This is a genomic window from Ihubacter massiliensis (assembly GCF_024125305.1).
GTDB lineage: Bacteria > Bacillota > Clostridia > Peptostreptococcales > Anaerovoracaceae > Hominibacterium > Hominibacterium faecale.
Genome location: NZ_JAMXVH010000001.1, coordinates 524,028 through 541,646, shown reverse-complemented (window position 1 = coordinate 541,646; position 17,619 = coordinate 524,028). Strand labels below are relative to the sequence as shown.

At 49.8% G+C, this 17,619-nt stretch carries 10 protein-coding genes; 1 reads left to right on the top strand and 9 read right to left on the bottom strand.

The features are described 5' to 3' along the window. Window positions 1-36: 36 nt before the first annotated feature. The 8 genes from NIA71_RS02445 to NIA71_RS02410 all read right to left on the bottom strand — a co-directional run bounded on the left by NIA71_RS02445 (window position 37) and on the right by NIA71_RS02410 (window position 15,422). Window positions 37-4,914: an InlB B-repeat-containing protein gene (locus tag NIA71_RS02445; RefSeq protein WP_253019611.1), complete on the bottom strand. Its 4,878-nt coding sequence runs from the start codon at window positions 4,912-4,914 to the stop codon at window positions 37-39. A gap of 295 nt (window positions 4,915-5,209) precedes the next feature. Then, a complete protein-coding gene (locus NIA71_RS02440) occupies window positions 5,210-6,595 on the bottom strand; it encodes an MBG domain-containing protein (RefSeq protein ID WP_253019610.1) in 1,386 nt (461 codons plus the stop codon). After that, the gene (locus NIA71_RS02435) at window positions 6,568-7,281 is read right to left on the bottom strand and encodes a hypothetical protein (RefSeq protein WP_253019609.1); all 714 of its coding nucleotides are present in this window, start codon (window positions 7,279-7,281) and stop codon (window positions 6,568-6,570) included. Before NIA71_RS02435 ends, NIA71_RS02440 begins: the two co-directional genes overlap by 28 nt. Before the next feature lie 182 nt (window positions 7,282-7,463). After that, window positions 7,464-9,725: a hypothetical protein gene (locus tag NIA71_RS02430; protein WP_253019608.1), complete on the bottom strand. Its 2,262-nt coding sequence runs from the start codon at window positions 9,723-9,725 to the stop codon at window positions 7,464-7,466. A 146-nt stretch (window positions 9,726-9,871) separates the two neighbouring features. Beyond that, window positions 9,872-10,576, bottom strand: a complete 705-nt coding sequence (locus NIA71_RS02425; RefSeq protein ID WP_253019607.1) for a response regulator transcription factor — start codon at window positions 10,574-10,576, stop codon at window positions 9,872-9,874. Between the two features lie 3 nt (window positions 10,577-10,579). Continuing rightward, window positions 10,580-12,553 (bottom strand): sensor histidine kinase, encoded by a 1,974-nt coding sequence (locus NIA71_RS02420; RefSeq protein WP_253019606.1) that lies wholly within the window; start codon window positions 12,551-12,553, stop codon window positions 10,580-10,582. Window positions 12,554-13,084: 531 nt separating this feature from the next. Next, the gene (locus NIA71_RS02415; RefSeq protein ID WP_227755264.1) at window positions 13,085-14,206 is read right to left on the bottom strand and encodes an epoxyqueuosine reductase; all 1,122 of its coding nucleotides are present in this window, start codon (window positions 14,204-14,206) and stop codon (window positions 13,085-13,087) included. Between the two features lie 4 nt (window positions 14,207-14,210). Continuing rightward, window positions 14,211-15,422 (bottom strand): NAD(P)/FAD-dependent oxidoreductase, encoded by a 1,212-nt coding sequence (locus NIA71_RS02410; protein WP_253019605.1) that lies wholly within the window; start codon window positions 15,420-15,422, stop codon window positions 14,211-14,213. Between the two features lie 142 nt (window positions 15,423-15,564). Between NIA71_RS02410 and NIA71_RS02405 the strand changes: the two genes are divergently transcribed. Next, window positions 15,565-16,416 (top strand): metallophosphoesterase, encoded by an 852-nt coding sequence (locus NIA71_RS02405; protein WP_227755266.1) that lies wholly within the window; start codon window positions 15,565-15,567, stop codon window positions 16,414-16,416. 201 nt (window positions 16,417-16,617) lie between these two features. On the opposite strand, the gene NIA71_RS02400 is transcribed toward NIA71_RS02405, so the two are convergent. Continuing rightward, window positions 16,618-17,595, bottom strand: coding sequence for a DUF308 domain-containing protein (locus tag NIA71_RS02400; RefSeq protein WP_253019604.1), 978 nt, complete (start codon window positions 17,593-17,595; stop codon window positions 16,618-16,620). Window positions 17,596-17,619: the final 24 nt, after the last annotated feature.

Below are 17,619 nucleotides of genomic sequence, written 5' to 3'. Positions count from 1 at the left end.
ATTTGTAATTATTTATGCATGGCCTACAAAAAATAATCAGAATTTCCTGCGGTTTCGCCATATGATAATGATAACGGCGCCCGTGCCTGCCATCAAAACGAGATACGGCCAGATTGTACTGTCATCGCCCGTCTTTATACTCCCCTGCGTACCCGGTTCCCCTGGTTTGGCAGGCGGCGTAACTGGCTTTTCCGGTTCAGTAGGCGACGTGCCTGGTTCTTCCGGTTTGGTAGGCGGCGTGTCTGGTTCCTTAGGCGCTTTTCCGTATAACACGAGGGTCCCTGTACTTCCGACGGGAAGTCCGCTGAAGGCGCCCGAGAATAGAGAATCGGTGTACCACGCGCCGTTTTCTTCACCATACACGGGCGGAGCCGGAGACACGGCGTCGAGTATCGTGTATGTCTGCGGATTATTTCCCGGCACTTTTCCCGCGCCTGCAGTGTAATAAACATGGTAGTTTATTAATTCCCACCCCGCATAAAGTTCTACCTTTCCCTCCGAACCGTGTGGGATGACCTTCACCGGCGTTTTAAGCCCCGCATCGGTGAACCAGCCGGTAAAGCGGTAACCGGGCTTTTGGGGTGCGCGCAGGCCGATTGACGGGGACACGATGGTATAAGAATCCGGGTTGAGCGGGTCGTTCGTACCGCCGTCAAGATGGTAGGTAATGCTGTATGATGTATCCTCATATGCCGCGTACAGCACAGGCGGCAGCGATGAGAGCGAAGCCGGACCGATGCTGCTAACGCCGGTGGTATGGCCGGCATCCGCATACCAGCCGAGGAATCTTCCCCCGTCTACTTCAGCCGGCAGTAATTCAAATTCGGGCGTGGCGCGCGTCACATGCCTGATGTTCAGCGGGCTGTTCCTGCCGCGCCCCGTTTCAAAGCCCATCTCCACGGAGTTGATGTCCTCGTCCACGGAATGGTAGTTCATGACCGCCGTGGCATAGCACGGCAGATACATGCTTCCCGCTGCCCTTGGCGCCAAAGCAGTGGACCACACAGACGGATCTCCGGTCTGCAGGAAGTTTTTCAGCCTTTCTATGATTTCACTGTCCGCCAGGGTCGGGCTGGACGGATCGTCCGGATCGGAAAGAGACAGATCGAGTGACCCTGAAAAAATCGCGTACATCTGGATACGCCCTTCCTGCAAAGCCGGTTGGCCATCCTGACCAACATTGAACAGGCCCGTAATATAATAACTCGCAGTTACAATAGGCCCTGCAAGAACCTCTATGTATATTTGGTCCAGAACTGCGGTTCCGGTTTCATCCACAAACAGGAGATAAAGTTTCTGCCCTTTTAAATCACCTTTCGGAAGTCCCGATATAACTATAGGCCAACCGTCCGTATTATCGGTAACTGAAAAGGTAGTGTCATGGCCTGTGTTATAATCCATCAGACTACTTTGGAGTGAAAGCTGCAGGGTACATTCATTCGCATCCGGACCAACCGCCAGCCCCGCTTCCTGTGAGCACACCATCGGGCAGATGCCGCCGACGGTGGGTGTCTGATACACCACCACGCGTACTTTGGCGTTGTTGTCCTTCTCCTGTACGTTCTCCAGCGTATAGGACGTTTTCCCTTCCACCGGGTGCTCCGTCAGGTTCTTCCAGCTCCCCAGAAGGGAGTTCGGGCTTAATTCGAACCGCTGCCATTGGTAATAGAGCGTCCCGTCCGGTATGCCGGGCTGCGCGTCCACGTTGAACGTCGCGCTGTCCCCCACGTTGGCGCTCACGTTTTGTGGCTGGACCTTAATGGCAGGCTGTTCCTTGGGCTGCGATGCCGCTTGGAGCGGTCTGCCGAGGATGCTTTCTTCTCCTCCGGCTCCCTTGGCGCGAAGCCGGAAGGTGAACGGCTGTCCCGACAGCAGTTTTTCGACTGTCAGCATGTTTGTTTTGGACGTACCGACCGGGATGGCCGTGTTTCCGTCCACCTGTAACACCTCGTATTCCGCCGCCGGGCGCGTGCCGTCTTTGTCATCCCAGCAGAGCGTGATATACGATGTTCGGGCACCCACGCCTAACCTCTCGAGCTGTGTGTCGTATACCCACATATCGGGCACGGTGGGCGGCGCGGTATCGGCGCCGTCGGCGAGAAAGCCGAATACATAGGGGTTTCTGCCGTCACCGTCCGCCCCGGAAAGCGCGGTAGTCCGCCACAAAGCGGGGGTGGCGTCAAACACATAGGCAGATGCCTCTTGGGGCAGTCCGGTAAGGGAGGCCTCCAACGCCTTTCCCGTTCTATTGGAGGCAATCCAGGAAGCCCCGCTGCTTATCGCAGGATTTTGGCTCCCCTGGACAGAGCTTTCACCGCTTGTGAACAGACCTACCTTGGTGCTGGCCATGTAATCCAGCGACGGGCTGAAATCCAGGCTGAACCCATTTTTCAGTTCGTTCTTCTGGTCATCCTCCACAGAGAATCCATACGCCGCATCTGTGGATACTTTCTGTGTACCGCCTGCGCGGCAGCTGCCGGAGGCAACGTTTTTAAGGTCAGCCTCTGCTTTGGGATAGGTGTCCGGCGCCCCCGGGACGTAATCCGCGTAGATTTCATCCATAGGGATTTCAGAAACCGGAGTGTCGGGCGTGCCATAAGTTTTCGCCGCCTTGTTATACTGCTCCACGGAAATGATGCCATACTGCGGGTTATAAATGTTGTTGACAGCGTAAGTTTCAAAAGTCCCTCCCTGAACCGAGCCTTTTTTGAAAGGACAGTCTGAACCCGTCTGCTTCTTGTATTCTTCACGCATCTTGGCCGTCACCGTATATTCCGGCACCCATACGTCGTAGAGATAGCTTGTCATAGGCGAAGCGGCGCACACCACGTTCGCCCCTCCTCCGTCAGAAGCGTAATGAACGGACGTTTCGATGTTCTGTGCATCGTAGCGTATACGGAGACGGGATAGCATACGCTCATCCTGGAATGCTCCGTTTATGATGGAATCTTTCCCGGCAGCGCCCGCACCGCCTTTCTGTTCCAGCCCCATATTAACCCCGCCGCTGATGGTCCAGCTTCCATCCGCGCCGGATTTCTCCTGACTGGAAATGGTAAAGGAGACGCTTCCGGCGTCATAGTCGTCCAGATATGACAGTTCGTCATAGTAAGGCGCGGCGGGCAGCACCGCAACCGGGGTGGGTGCGCTAAAGCCGCAGCGCTTGCCCTTGTATTTGAAAAATACGGAATCGTTGTCTACATCCACATTTGTCAATGTCAAAAAGGTGCCGCTGCCACTGATCTCCTTATTTGTGAGATATCCGGTATTTGATTCCGTTTGCGTAAGCGAACCGGACGCTCCGTCTGTGTGTACCCAGCTAATGTCATAGCTGACACGGGAATCGGACTTCCCGGCTACACCGCTTACTACTGCGGTTTGTTCCGTACCATATTTGTCCTTTGCAAAGCAGGCCGTAACTGCGTGGGAAACGAACAGATTCCCCTTTCCATGCAGTGACATCCTGTGGCTTTCTTCCAGCGAGCTGTTCCTGAAATAATCCGCTTCTGTTTCTGCAGCCGCGGGAAAAGCGCCCTTGAACCGGTAGGTGACGCCCTCCACGAAAAGATAATCCTGATTGTCGCCCTCGAAATACCTTCCTGCAGTAACTGCCGCCGGTTCCGTGATTTCTTTTTCCACACAGATACCTTTTATTTTGCTGACGTCCTTTGCATAGGGCCACACATATTGATATTCTTTCTTTACCGGGTTCCACGTCACCATTTGCACGACGTTTTTCTCCGTGTCCATCGTTCCTTTTCCCTTTCCGCCCGTTTTGCTTTTGTGGGCGGCAACGACTAGCTCGCCTGCGCCGTTGCCGTTGAGATCCGTGTCGCAGGCGGCGGCAAAACGCGCGCAAGTCCCGGCATTCATGGGGATGTCGTAAAGACGGCCCATAACAAATTTACTTGCGCCTATCGCCTTTTTATTTTTAGAGCTGTAGATGACGGATGCTCCGCTCTGGCTGCGGCCTTTGTAGATTTCTGCAAACGGCAGGGACGCGTTAATTACAAGGTCATCATAGCCTGCAATCCCCGTAGTGTGCAGGTCTACAACCGGCAAATACCAATCCTTATACCTGGTATCGCTGAAGGAATTCTGTTTTGAGTCCTGACTCAAATCGCGAAGGTTGATTTTCTGCCTGATCTTTATTTTTTGGGAATCCACTGAGGCAATCATAATGTATGGGCCGTCTTTGCTGCCATTTGAGGCCGTACGGGCGGGCACGTAAGCCGCAATACACGGCAGGTCGTCATAATACCTCCCGGCTGTGATGGCTGTCAGTCCCCGGGCGCCGTCTGCCTCGATTCCCTTGACCCAATCGCCGCTCGTTTTGTCTGAAATCGGGATTATAAGGGAATCAAGTTTCTTCATCCCGCTGTCGTAGAGGGTAATCTTCTGGTAACTGTTCCCACCTTCACTATAAAGCACAGACTCCGCAATTCCCTCCGCCGCGCTTTGATCGCGTGGAGAGTCATAAGAAACTGCTGTGGCGTTTTGGGCCTGATAATGGTTACCGGAGGAATAAGGCAGGGACGACACCGGCTTCATGTTCTCCAGCTTGATGCTGTCGTTGGAAAAATTCTCCGGCCCTTTTTTAATCTGCGCCTCTCCGCTGTAAGCGGCATTTTGGTTCATGGAGGCCACGTAGAGTTCGGAAAGGCCCATGGGCGTATAGCCTGCCAGGGGTTCTTCCACGTTTTTTATAAAATCACCCGGCTGAGAGCCGGCACTGTTTACAGAAGAAAGCCCAAATGCCTGATAGGCTTTCCCGCTAAAGTAGTTTTCTGCATTTGCAGCAGAAGCCGCCTGCGCCTGTGCAGGAAACAGCATAGTGATTGAAAATACAATCCCCAAACAAAGGGTTAGTGCAATCATTGGGGCAATTGGATGCTGATACATATCATGTTTCTTCATAAGTGTTCCTCCATTTGATCGATATATTCTGCTATATTTCTAGTTTATCAATCTTTGATTACTAAAGAAATCAAAACCCCGCGAAACTTACAGAATTGTCAGTTTCACAGGGTCTTCTTTTTATATCGCTTTTCGTTTCTCTATTTTTTGATCGACAACCGGCAGCCGAATGGAAGCCTTGCCCCATCTTTGGGCGTCAATAGCATATCCTCGCCATGCAGATCGGCTGCAGGAATCTATCCGGCCAGCTCTTTCACTGCCTTACTGTCCGGGTCATTTTAACTGCGAAGCTTCGCTATTTTTTCTGTCCTTTTTTCCTTATAAGAACGAACATGCATCCGGCAGATAACAGGACCATCGCGGCAAGCAATCCAACGTTCGCAGGATCTCCTGTCTGTGCCGTCTTTGTGCCGTCTTTATTGCTGTCCGGGCCGTTCACGGTATAGGTCCTGGTAATCGTTCCTGTGTAGTTGCCCTTGCCTGTGATTGCCACGGTCACTTTAGCTCCGTCTTGCGTCTTGGTCACATCATAGTCCGTTCCCTGTACCAGGACCCGATCCCCATCTTGAATGACCAGTTTATCAAGGTCCGTGTCAGCCGTGATATCCGGCACAATGATCTGGCTGTCTGTTGTGATGTCTTTTGGCGAAATGGTGAATCGCACTGGTTCAGAGGTAGCCTCTTTGTAAGTACCGTCGGACTCTAAGGCTGCCGTTACCTGGTAGGTGCCCGCGTCCGTCGGCGCGGAGTTTATTATTTCCCAAGTGTTCGCGCCGTTTTCTCGCTCCCACGTGAAACTAACCGCACCGCTGCTTCCTTCCGTGCTGACCTGTGGCGCCGCGCTGACCGCCTTTCCGTCATAGGTCTTGTTCAAATTTTCTGTAATGAAAATGGTACTCCCCAATGTAATGTTCAAAGTTACCCCGATTGTCACCTCTCCACCAGATGATGTCCCACAATGGTATGTATAGGTAATCGGTGTTCCTTCACGGTAATTGCTCATAGTACCGCTGTTGTAAGTTGCACCGCTTACGCCTTCAACCGCGTTGGGGTCAATGCCAGCAAATTTATCCGCCATCTGAAAGTGATCGCTTGTAACCGTTACTTCTACAGGTTTCAAGCCAGTACTGTGTACGTTAGTTAACTTGTTGTTGGTTCCGATCTTCAGATAGGCAAGTGGATTGTTATCGCAATACAAGTGCACCAGATTCGGATTGCGGCTGACATCCAAGCTTCCTAGCTTTGTGTTACCGCAATTCAAGGTCCCCAGATCCTCAGCACCGTCTACTGTTAAACTTGTAAGGCTTGCATTGTTACTACAATCCAAGTAAGTCAGTTTTTTATTGTTGCTGACATCCAAGCTTCCGATCCCAGTTTCATAGCAATACAAGGCCTTCAGAGCCTGATTGTTGCTGACATCCAAGCTTCCTAGCTTTGTGTTACCGCAATTCAAGGTCTCCAGATCCTCAGCACCGTCTACTGTTAAACTTGCAAGGCTTGCATTGTTACTACAAGCCAAGTCAGTCAGTTTTTTATTGCTGCTGACATCCAAGCTTCCGATCCCGGTTTTATAGCAATACAAGGTCTCCAGGGCCGCAGCACCGTCTACTGTTAAATCTGTAAGGCTTACATTGTCACCGCAATCCAAGTAAGTCAGTTTTTTATTGTTGCTGACATCCAAGCTTCCGATCCCATTTCATAGCAATTCAAGGTCTCCAGGGCCGTAAAGTGTTCAATCCCTTTTAAGTTTCGAATGCCGGTATTACCATGAACATCCACCTTTTTAATATCTGCAATCTCTGCTGCAGATAACTTGCTGTTGCCATCCTGGTCAAAATTTCCTATATACTTCCGAAACTCTGCGTCCGGAAAGTTGGTCCCATCATCGATTTTTATATCGCCGGCATCATAGGTTACCGGGGTATCCCCAGGCAGTCCGCGTGATTTCCCCTGTACTGGACCTGCTGCTTCTGCTTTCGCTGCTTCTGCAGTGACCACAACCATCCTCTCTACGTAATGTCCCCCAGCGTTGTAGCCCTCTACCTTGCTGTAATCATATGCGGTGTCATCTACGCAAAGCCGGGCCGGATATTCTGCCGTTTCTGCCGGAATAACTGTGCTGCCGTCCGCCCAGGTCCAAGGTTCCGGAAGCGCCACGTCTTTCAATGCTGTTCCGGCTTTCGCCCGCAGGTTCTCCGGTAAGCGGATGGCTGGGGCTGTTTCCTTCTGTACGTTCCCGTCCTGCGTGATCGCTGGGGCAGCGGAGGCAGTCTCCTCTGCCATGACAGCCAGCGGACTGGCGATCATCATGACGCTGAGCACTGCTGCCATTGTAAGAACTGCCGTCTTTCTCTTCTTGCCCTTCATTCCTTTTTTCCTCCGTTTTGTTTCCAATATAGCCGAATAATTAAAAAATCGATAAAGCCTGTTATCTTTTTAGTTTATCAGGCTTTTCGTTCGAAAGAAATCAAAACCCTGTGAAACTTGCAGAATTGTCAGTTTCACAGGGTCTGCCTTACTGTCCGGGTCATTTTAACTGCGAAGCTTAACTATTTTTTCTGTCCTTTTTTCCTTATAAGAACGAACATGCATCCGGCAGATAACAGGATCATTGCGGCAAGCACGCCAACGTTGGCAGGATCGTCTGTCTGCGCCGCTTTTTTATCCGTCTTTGTACCGTCATGATTGTTATCCGAATCCTTAACGCCGCCGGAAGGCGCTTTCTCTTCCACGGTATAGGTCCTGGTAATGGTACTCTCCAATGTAATCTTCAAAGTTACCTCGATTGTCACCTCTCCACTAGATGATGTACCGCAATGGTATGTATAGGTAATCTGTCCCCCTGCATGGTAATTGCTCATAGTACCGCTTGTTTTGTCGTAAACTGCACCTTGTACCGTCGTATTATCAACCGCGCCGGCGTCAATGCCAGCAAATTTATCCGCCATCTGAAAGCGATCGCTTGGAACCGTTACTTCTACAGGTTTCAGGCCAGTACTGTCTACGTTTAAGTTGGTGTTTGTTCCTATATTCAGATAGGCAAGTGGATTGTTAGAGCAATTCAAGTACGTCAGCTCCGTATTGCGGCTGACATCCAAGCTTCCGATCCCGGTGTTAAAGCACCTCAAGCTCTTCAGAGCCTCAGCTCCTTCTACTTTTAAATTGGTAAGGCTTGCATTGTTCTCGCAATTCAAACTGACCAGATCCTGATTGCTGCTGACATCCAAGCTTCCTATCCCTGTGTTATCGCAATCCAAGAAACTCAGAGCCGCAGCACCCTCTACTTTTAAATTTGTAAGGCTTGTAGTGTTACCGCAATCCATGTTCTCCAGCTTCTTATTGCTGCTGACATCCAAGCTTCCTATCCCAGTGTTATAGCACCACAATTTAATCAGAGCCTCAGCTCCTTCTACGGTTAAACTTGTAAGGCTTGCATTATCACTGCAAGACAAGTACTTCAGCTTCTCATTGTGGCTGACATCCAAGCTTCCGATCCCGGTGTTAGCGCAATACAATTCAGTCAGAGCCTCAGCTCCTTCTACGGTTAAACTTGTAAGGCTTGCATTTTTAGAGCAATCCAATTCAGTCAAATTCGGATTGCGGCTGACATCCAAGCTTCCTATCCCTGTGTTATCGCAATCCAAGAAACTCAGAGCCGCAGCACCCTCTACTTTTAAATTTGTAAGGCTTGTAGTGTTACCGCAATCCATGTTCTCCAGCTTCTTATTGCTGCTGACATCCAAGCTTCCTATCCCAGTGTTATAGCACCACAATTTAATCAGAGCCTCAGCTCCTTCTACGGTTAAACTTGTAAGGCTTGCATTGTTCTCGCAACGCAAGGTCATCAGTTTTTTATTGCTGCTGACATCCAAGCTTCCTATCCCGGTGTTAGCGCAATACAAGTACGTCAGAGCCGTAGCACCTTCTACGGTTAAACTTGTAAGGCTTGGCGTGTTTGGGCAATACAAGTTCTCCAACTTCATATTGCTGCTGACATCCAAGCTTCCTATCCCTGTGTTAGCGCAATTCAAGTCAGTCAGAGCCGCAGCACCTTCTACGGTTAAACTTGTAAGGCTTGCATTATCACCGCAAGACAAGAAAGTCAGCTTCTCATTGTGGCTGACATCCAAGCTTCCGATCCCGGTGTTAGTGCACATCAAGGTCTCCAGAGCCGTAAAATGTTCAATCCCTGTTAAGCTTTTAATGCCGGTCTCACCATGAACATCTATCCTTGTAATAGCATCAATCTCTGCTGCAGATAACTTGCCGTCACCATTGTCAAAATTGTTTCTTATGTAATTCTGAAACTCTGCGTCCGGAAAGTTGTCTGCATTGATTTCTATATCCCCCACAGCATAGGTTGTAGGGGGATCCCCAGGCAATCCGCGTGGTTTCCCCTTTACTGGATTTGTTGCTTTCGCTGCTTCTGCAGTGACCGCAACCATCCTCTCTACGTAAGACCCCCCCCCCGCATTATAGCCCTCTACCTTGCTGTAATCATATGTGGTGTCATCTACGCAAAGCCGTGCCGGGTATTCTGCCGTTTCTGCCGGAATAACTGTGCTGCCGTCCGCCCAGGTCCAAGGTTCCGGAAGCGCCACGTCTTTCAATGCTGTTCCGGCTTTCGCCCGCAGGTTCTCCGGCAAGCGGATGGCTGGGGCGGTTTCCTTCTGTACGTTCCCGTCCCGCGTGATCGCTGGGGCAGCAAGGGCAGTCTCCTGTGCCGTGACAGCCAGTGGGCTGGCGATTATCATGGCGCTGAGCACTGCTGCCATTGTAAGAACTGCCGTCTTTCTCTTCTTGCCGTCCATTCCTTTTTCCTCCGTTTTGTTTCCAATATAGCATATATTTATCAATAAAGCCTGTTATCTTTTTCGTTTATCAGGCTTTTCGTTCGAAAGGAATCAAAACCTTGCAGAATTGTCAGTTTCACAGGGTTGGTTCTTTCGATAACACTTTATTTTTTGTTTTTTTTGATCGACAACAGGTAGCCTTCCGGGCGCACTGTCAGCAGCCGAATAGAATCCTTGCCCGGTTCCATCTTTTTCTTCAGCCTGGACACGACTGCGTACAGGGCCTGGCTGTCGCCTCCCATCGCTTGCCCCCATACCTTTTCGTAAATGGCTTCCTTGGAGATCGTACGCCCTTCATTTTGTACAAGCAATCGCAGCAGCGCGAATTCTTTGGTCGTCAATAACAGATCCTCGCCACGCAGATAGGCTACATTTGCCACTTCATTCAGCGTCAATGGGCCCACCGTCATAAGGCCTTCGGGTTTCATGCGCTGTTTGATGGCATCCCTGCGCCAGAAGGCCTCAATCCTGGCCAGCAAAAGCTCGATGTGGAAGGGTTTGTTGAGATAATCGTCTCCCCCGGCCCGGATGCCCTCCAATGCCTGGTCAACCCCTGCCACCGATGTCAGAAAGAGGATGGGCGCGGCTGTCTGTTCACGTATTTCACGGCAAAATTCCACTCCGTTGCCATCCGGAAGCAGTATGTCCAGGATGATCGCGTCGGGTTCTGTCTTTGCAAGATGCTCCCTGGCCTCGGCCAGAGTCATAGCAGTCAGTACCTTGTAGCCGGAAAGCGTCAGCGCTCGGCTGTTGATTTTATTCAGATGTTTATTATCCTCTACCAGCAGGATTATCTTGTTTTCTTCCATCGATTATTCCCCCTTGTACACAGGCAGAGTAAAGGTAACGGTCGTTCCTTTGCCCAGCTGGCTTTCAAGGACAATCTTACCGCCGTGCCCCTCGATAATCTCCTTGCAGATGGCAAGGCCCAATCCCGAGCCGTCTCTATCGTCATGTGCATATCGTTCAAACGCATGAGGCAGAAAGTCCGGCGCGATTCCGCTGCCATCATCCGATACCGTCACAGTAATGACATGATCCTCCTGCTCTCCCGTAACACAAACTCTGCCATCCTCCGTATGCTTGCCCGCATTGGTCAGCAAGTTGAACATCACTTGAGTCAGCTCATCGGCGCTGCCGTAGATTTTCGGTAATTCCGGCGCTAAGTCCAGAGAAAGCGCCGTGCCCCTCCGTTCTAGGATCGGTTGATAGAGCCGTGCCGTCTGGCGAATAATCCCTTCCGGAGAAAAAGGCCGCTTGTGCTCTGCCACATCACGGGAAAGCGTGAGGCGGCGCGCTTCCTCTACCAGCAGGGCCAGGCGCCCTGCTTCCGCTGCAATCGCATCCAGGTCTGCAGTCGTCTCTTCGTCAATCCCTTTCATCCTGAGTTCCTTGACTGCAAGCTCCGCGTAACCCATCATTACTGCCAGTGGAGTACGCAATTCGTGCGAAAGGGTGTCCAGCAAATCGGCCCGCAGCTTATTCACCCGATCCAAAGCTGCGTTTTCTGCCTGCAGCTTTTGCTCCTTTGCCCGCACTGCGTCCATCTCTCGAATCGTGCCGATAAACACCGCTGTCATTTGCAGGAATACGAACAGCAGCAGCCCCATTTCTGATAGCGGCGCGTTGGCATAACTGCCATAGGGAGGGATGAAGATATCCCGGTAAAAAAGGATATCGCGCACAGTCGCATACATCATGATTCCGCCGCCGGCGAGGAACAAAGCCTGTGGCAGCGCGATCCTTCGAAGCTTCATGACAGCCCGGACAATAACGTATACGATGGTAATGCCCATCACCGCCTGGTAATAGATCAGCAGCCTGGAGATTGTCATGGAATCCAATACGAAATGGCACCCAATAAACAAGCCCGATGCCGCGATAAGGAAGATACGGAACCACCGCTGCATCGTACCGGGAAACATGGAATGAAAAATCAGCACATAGAGCACCGATGCCACCGGCAAGGTGCAGTATTCAATGGCAAAGGCCACGAACCAGGAAAAATCAGGGAACAAAGCCGTCGCCAGCTTTGGCCCGGTAACAAAGGTACGAAACACGAAAGTCAGGCAGAACAGGGAAAAATACAGATTCGCCCGGTATCCCCGGAATAAAAACCAGAGGGTAATATGCACCAAAAACAACGTTATAAAACAGCCGATCAGCAGGGCCGCCACACCATAGGTACAGGCCACAAAGGCTCGCATCATAGGCACAGTCCCAACCACATAACCAGCATGGCTTTCATTTTTTCGATGGGCATAGTTGGACACTTGCTGTACGATCTCGATTGTACCGTCCTTAGGCGCGACGGTATAGGAAAACAGGACATCTCCCTCTGTCGTGGACTCAGCAGTTTCACCGGGATTTCCAATATCTTCCACCCACTGTCCATTCAGATAGAAACGATCCGAAGACAAGGGGGAGCTTTCGGACACGACATAATGTGTGCCCGGTGGGACGCGCAGCCGTATCCGGCTGGTACCATAAGCGGCCGGGTACTGATAGGTATCGACGATCTTTGCCTCTGATTGGCGAGCGGAGAACTCCTTTGGCGTCAGCAATTCTTCCGGAATGTATTCGACAGGACCAGAAAAACGCACATTGGTTGACTGAAAATCCACATCACGAAGATCCCATATACCGTTGTCTGAGTGAACGGTCGTCACTGGCACGCTGCCCTGGATCAACCATGTAGCGGCACAGAAAAGCAGCATCAGCGGCAGCGCGATACAAAGCAGCAGTTTTTCCGGTCTGCGAATTGTTTGATGATCAGGCAGCTTCACGTTTTTCCTCCTCTGTGGAATTAGCAAAACAGAAAGCAGGATCGCTTCCTATTATATCATAAAGTTATATATTTTAGTTTAACATAACACCTTTTCAGATGGAATAAAAAAACGCAAAACTGTGAGAATTGTCAGATTCACTAAGTTATCCGCGCTTGCCCTTTTCAGGCTCTTTCGTTTTGTTCGCTGACAGCCATTGTCTCCGGGCAACCCCTTTTATCCTTTTTGGGGCAAACTCAATTATCCTTTTGTAAGATCATCGGCCCGAATTCCATTCCCGATCTTTCCATGTTTTTGCATCAATTTTAAGTAACGGAGTCTTTCTGCAGTGTAAGTTCCTAAATCAAGGAATATCAAGGGATTCCGAGGGAATGCGCCCTTCCAAATCTGCCCTTTATTCACAAAAAAAGACCCCTGGCAGAGGTTCGTTCTCTGTCCTGAGTCTTCGTTTTTCTCTTAACGCCAGCCTGTCCGCTCCTGCCCTTTTCAAGCCCGACCGATTTACACGCCGGCATCGTATTGCGGCAGCCGCTAGGCGTCAAGTGCTATCACGATTTCGCTTCGTACTTTTTCCGATGCCTCAATTTTTCTGTGTTTTTCCAATATTTCCATCGCCTTATTACCGCCGATATTGCCGAGAGCCCAGGCCACATGGGTGCGCACCGCTTCTTTCGGGTGTGAAAGCTGGGCTTCTAAATCTTTGACGTATTTCTCATCCTTGGTGTTGCCGATTGCGACAGCAGCATTTCGTTGGAGAAAAGCCTTGTCCCGTATGTAGTTATATACGATCGGGTACAAATATTCTTCGTAATAGCCATCCGGCATTTTCAGTACATCGGCCAGTGTGATTTTGCGGTTCAACATTTCCAAATAATCATTTTGCGGCAGGCTTTTATTCAGTTTCTTTGCGTTCCTTGGACATACTTCCTGACATACATCGCAGCCATGTATATGCATCCCCAGCTTTGGCCGCATATCACGCGGAATAATGGGAGAAAACGGTTCTCTATCGTAGATGGTTTCAAAGTTATTAAAAGCGATACATTTTGCAGGATTCAATTTAAAAGGTTCATAGATGGCCTTCGTCGGACATGCGTCCATGCATTTTCTGCAGTTTGGCGGACATTTGCACTCCATTGTCGGCTCATCCGGCTCCAATTCCTGATCCACAAGAAACCCATATAAAATGACAAACGAACCTGCGCCGTCAACATAGGAAAAATTATTTCTTCCAAAATTGGCGACACCCGCCCGGGCGGCAGCTCTTCGCATGATCAAAAGGTTCTTATCATCAGAAAAAGGAATCCGATTTTGATTTAGAAAGTCCTTGAACCGTTCAATTCTCTTCCCGGCAGGTGATTCAAGCAAAGGCAGGTAGCTTCTCGATTGATAGGCCCGCGCAATCTTTTGGGTCAGCTCTTCCGGGAATGTGTATTGCGCATAATCATAAGCCAGAACAATGATCGATTTGGCGGACGGATATATTTCATTTGGCTTTGAACTGGGTCTAAAGTAGTCATGATAGCATTCATAAATGCTGCCGCGGGACGCAAGTTCATCTTCAAAGTCGGTAAAATCTTCTGCCGTTGTGATTCCCACTTTCGTAAATCCGATACTGAGTGCGTAGTCTTTCAGATCGGTTGTTAAACTCATAATTCTATTCCTCCTTTGTTTTTTCGCTTTGCAGACTGGCAGCCATGGCCTTTCCCGCTTTGATCCCGGTCTCCCATGCGTTCTGCAGATTAAACCCGCCGCAAGGCCCGTCATAGTCAAGGACTTCGCCAGCGAAATATAACCCGCTGACTAGGCGCGATTCCATAGTCATTTCATTAACTTGGGAAAGATCCACTCCGCCGGAAGTGCACTGGGCTTGTTTCCACCCTTTCACACCGGAAAGATGCAGGTTCCATTGCTTTAAAATTCCCGCCAAAGAAGCAATCTGCTCATGGGAAAGGTCCGCTGCCTTCATATCTCCGTCCGTCTGGATTGTGCTCATCAGCTTTTCAGCCAAAGCCGCCGGTACGACAGAAAGCAGCAGGTCTTTTGCTTTCAATCGAGAAATACGGCGCCGTTCCCATAGAAAATCCTCCGTCTGGGGCAAATTCATATGGGGCAGAACATCCAGGCAGATCCGATATCGTCCGATTCCCTCGAGGAAGGATTCATGCTCCTCCAATTTGACAAAGCGGCTTAAATTAAAAATACAGATCCCAGAAACGCCATCGGCTGTAAACTGGACTTCGCCTTCTTCCTGAGAAACCAATTGATCATCTTTCCACAATCCTGCAGCAGCCCTAACGCGGATGCCCTTGAGCCGGCGAAAATCTTCCTGCACATCCAAAGCGGTCAGGGACGGCGACAGCCTGGTAACCTTATGACCCAGCCGTCTGGCAAAAGAATAGCCGTCGCCGGATGTACCGAACTGGGGCGCCGCTTTTCCCCCTGCCGCAATTAAAAGGCGTCCGGCAGACAGCTTTTCTCCGCCGCTGCAGGTGACAGCAAAACCATTTGCATCTTTGTCAACCTGCTGGGCCCCGCAGCCGCACTTCGCCTGAACGCCCAGGGCCTTCAACTGCCGCACCATTCCATAAACCACATCCGCTGCCTGCTGGGAGTAGGGATAAATCCGCCCTTGTTCATCGGTTCTTGTTATAATACCCAAGGAAGAAAAAAACTCCAGCGTCTCCCTCACGTTGGGACATGCCGCGTTGGTCAGGTTGCATTTGCCATTGCCTGTGGCCGTCAGTTTTTTCCCAAGCGAATCTTTTTTTTCCAAAATGCAAATGGACAGCCCTTCGCATTGTGAAGCAGCAGCAATTGCAGCCGCCATGGCAGAGGCTCCGCCGCCGATAATACCAATATCCCACATAATTCCTCCACAATCATTCATAAAATGTTAATGAATTATACCACAGAATTTAAGCTTTTACCACCTGCGGCGCATTGAACCAGGACATAATAAGTGGTATTATAATAGAGCAGTTTTAGTAAGACAGAAAAGGGGTTTTGAAATGTTAAAAGCAATTGGGAAGCTTTTGAAATGGATTTTTATATTTGCAATCATCATCGTGCTCGTCGGCGTTCTTGGTGTAGGTTACGCCCATTTTATCGAACCGAACCGCCTTACAGTCAGAGAAACACAGGATACCAGTTATTCCATGGAAGAGCCGATCACCGTTGCAGTATTCGCAGATACGCACTTCGGCTTTCAATATGATACGGATATGTTCCAGAAAGTCGTTGACAAGGTCAATGAAAATCCGCCGGACATCTTGCTTTTCGCAGGCGATTTAATCGACAATCTCAACCAATATTCCGGAGACACTTCAGAAATATCAAGAAAGCTTTCCATGATGAAAGCGAACTTGGGGAAATACGCAGTATTTGGCAATCATGACTACGGCGGCGGCGCTGAATATAAATACGAAAACATTATGAATCAGGGCGGGTTTAAAGTCCTAGTCAATGAAACGGTTACCTTCCAAAAAAACAATCTGCGGCTGATCGGAATCGATGATCTGCTCATCGGTTACGGCGATCCATCCGTTGTCAATCGTGCGGATGCGTCCATGTATAACCTGGTATTATGTCACGAGCCGGATATTGTTGACAAGATTTTAAATTCTAATACGGATTATATGGTAGCCGGCCACACCCACGGCGGGCAGATTCGGATTCCGTTTTATACGGAAAAGTATCTTCCTTCCTACGGCGAAAAGTACGTGAAAGGTGAGTATAAGCTGGATAACAAAAACAAGACGATCCTCTACGTCAACTCCGGCCTTGGAACCACGAAAATACCTGCAAGGCTGGGAGCTGTACCCGAACTGACATACATCACCATTTCACCCGGTGAGCGCTGATTAATCCCCATACTGCTCTAGCCAGCGAGGAGTTTGCGGGGCCTCATGTTAGGCAAAAAAGAGTGCTTGGCTGATCGCTCCAGCTTATTTTGATCTAAGTTTGCGATGATTTTTCATCGTGGGAAAAGAAAAAATCTAACGTAATAAAAAAGCCTGTCCTCCGCTAAATAGGTACAGGCTTTTTCCATATACTTTATCAATTTAATCCTTAAATATATTAGAAAAATCGGGCCGATCGTCATCTTTAACGTCTGCACTGTTTTTGATGGACGCAGCTTTCTTTAGCGCTGCGGCTATCTGCGCTTCCTCCGCCTGCCTAATGGCAGCAGCAATTCGATCCTCTTCCTCTTGCACAGGATCAACAGGTGCGTTATCAGCGTTCTCCTTTTCCTGAGAAACCGCTGTGTCAGGCTCAGCCGCCTTCTTTTCCGTAGGTTCAACACCTGACGTCATAGCTGGCTGTGCCATTTCCTGGACAGGCTCTGCTGCTGGAGTACTGTTCTCCTCAGCAATTTGCTGAACTGAAAATTCTCCCGCCTTGACCGGAGAGTCCGGCTCATCGGATTTGTTTGAATAATCATCTATCACTTCTGCAGCTTCTTTAGCTTGCTGCTTTTTCTTTGCTCTTTTATCTTTCTTGGTTTTCGGCTTTTTCACTTTCTTTTCATGGGGCATATGTATTCCCAGCTCCAAGGTACTGATCCCCTGCAGCATAAACATAATGCCTAGAAGCACGGCAATGGCAAGACCTGCGATAATTGGGTTCAGGAAAGCATAGATACCTCCCAGCGCGCACAAAACTCCTGTTATCAACGTCCAAGCAAAATTCAATTTCTTATGCGCCCGGTCAATCATCGTCGCCGTAACGACCCGCAGCACGCCGGAAAACATCGCCCACATTCCGAACACCATGGGAATAGCCACGTCAGCCGCAATCTGGTTGCTCAATACCAAAATGCCTAGAATAAACGTTATAATCGCTTCCGTCAGGATCCAGCCGTTATTATCATTTTGACCGCTCCTGCCCCAGCAGTAAGCGATGCCTTGTATGATGCTGTTGATAACCATAATCAGTCCCAGCACAAATGCCAGCGATAAAAAGGTTTCTCCCGGATTGGCAAAGCAGAAAACACCCGTTAAAACCAATAGTATACCGCTGATAATCGTCAATACTCTCAAATTTATGTCCTCCCTTGCTGTCAG

Coding starts and splice junctions, on each gene's coding strand:
- NIA71_RS02445 (WP_253019611.1), bottom strand. CDS start 4,914: ATGAAGAAACATGATATGTATCAGCATCCAATTGCCCCAATGATTGCA.
- NIA71_RS02435 (WP_253019609.1), bottom strand. CDS start 7,281: ATGAAGGGCAAGAAGAGAAAGACGGCAGTTCTTACAATGGCAGCAGTG.
- NIA71_RS02430 (WP_253019608.1), bottom strand. CDS start 9,725: ATGGACGGCAAGAAGAGAAAGACGGCAGTTCTTACAATGGCAGCAGTG.
- NIA71_RS02425 (WP_253019607.1), bottom strand. CDS start 10,576: ATGGAAGAAAACAAGATAATCCTGCTGGTAGAGGATAATAAACATCTG.
- NIA71_RS02415 (WP_227755264.1), bottom strand. CDS start 14,206: ATGAGTTTAACAACCGATCTGAAAGACTACGCACTCAGTATCGGATTT.
- NIA71_RS02410 (WP_253019605.1), bottom strand. CDS start 15,422: ATGTGGGATATTGGTATTATCGGCGGCGGAGCCTCTGCCATGGCGGCT.
- NIA71_RS02405 (WP_227755266.1), top strand. CDS start 15,565: ATGTTAAAAGCAATTGGGAAGCTTTTGAAATGGATTTTTATATTTGCA.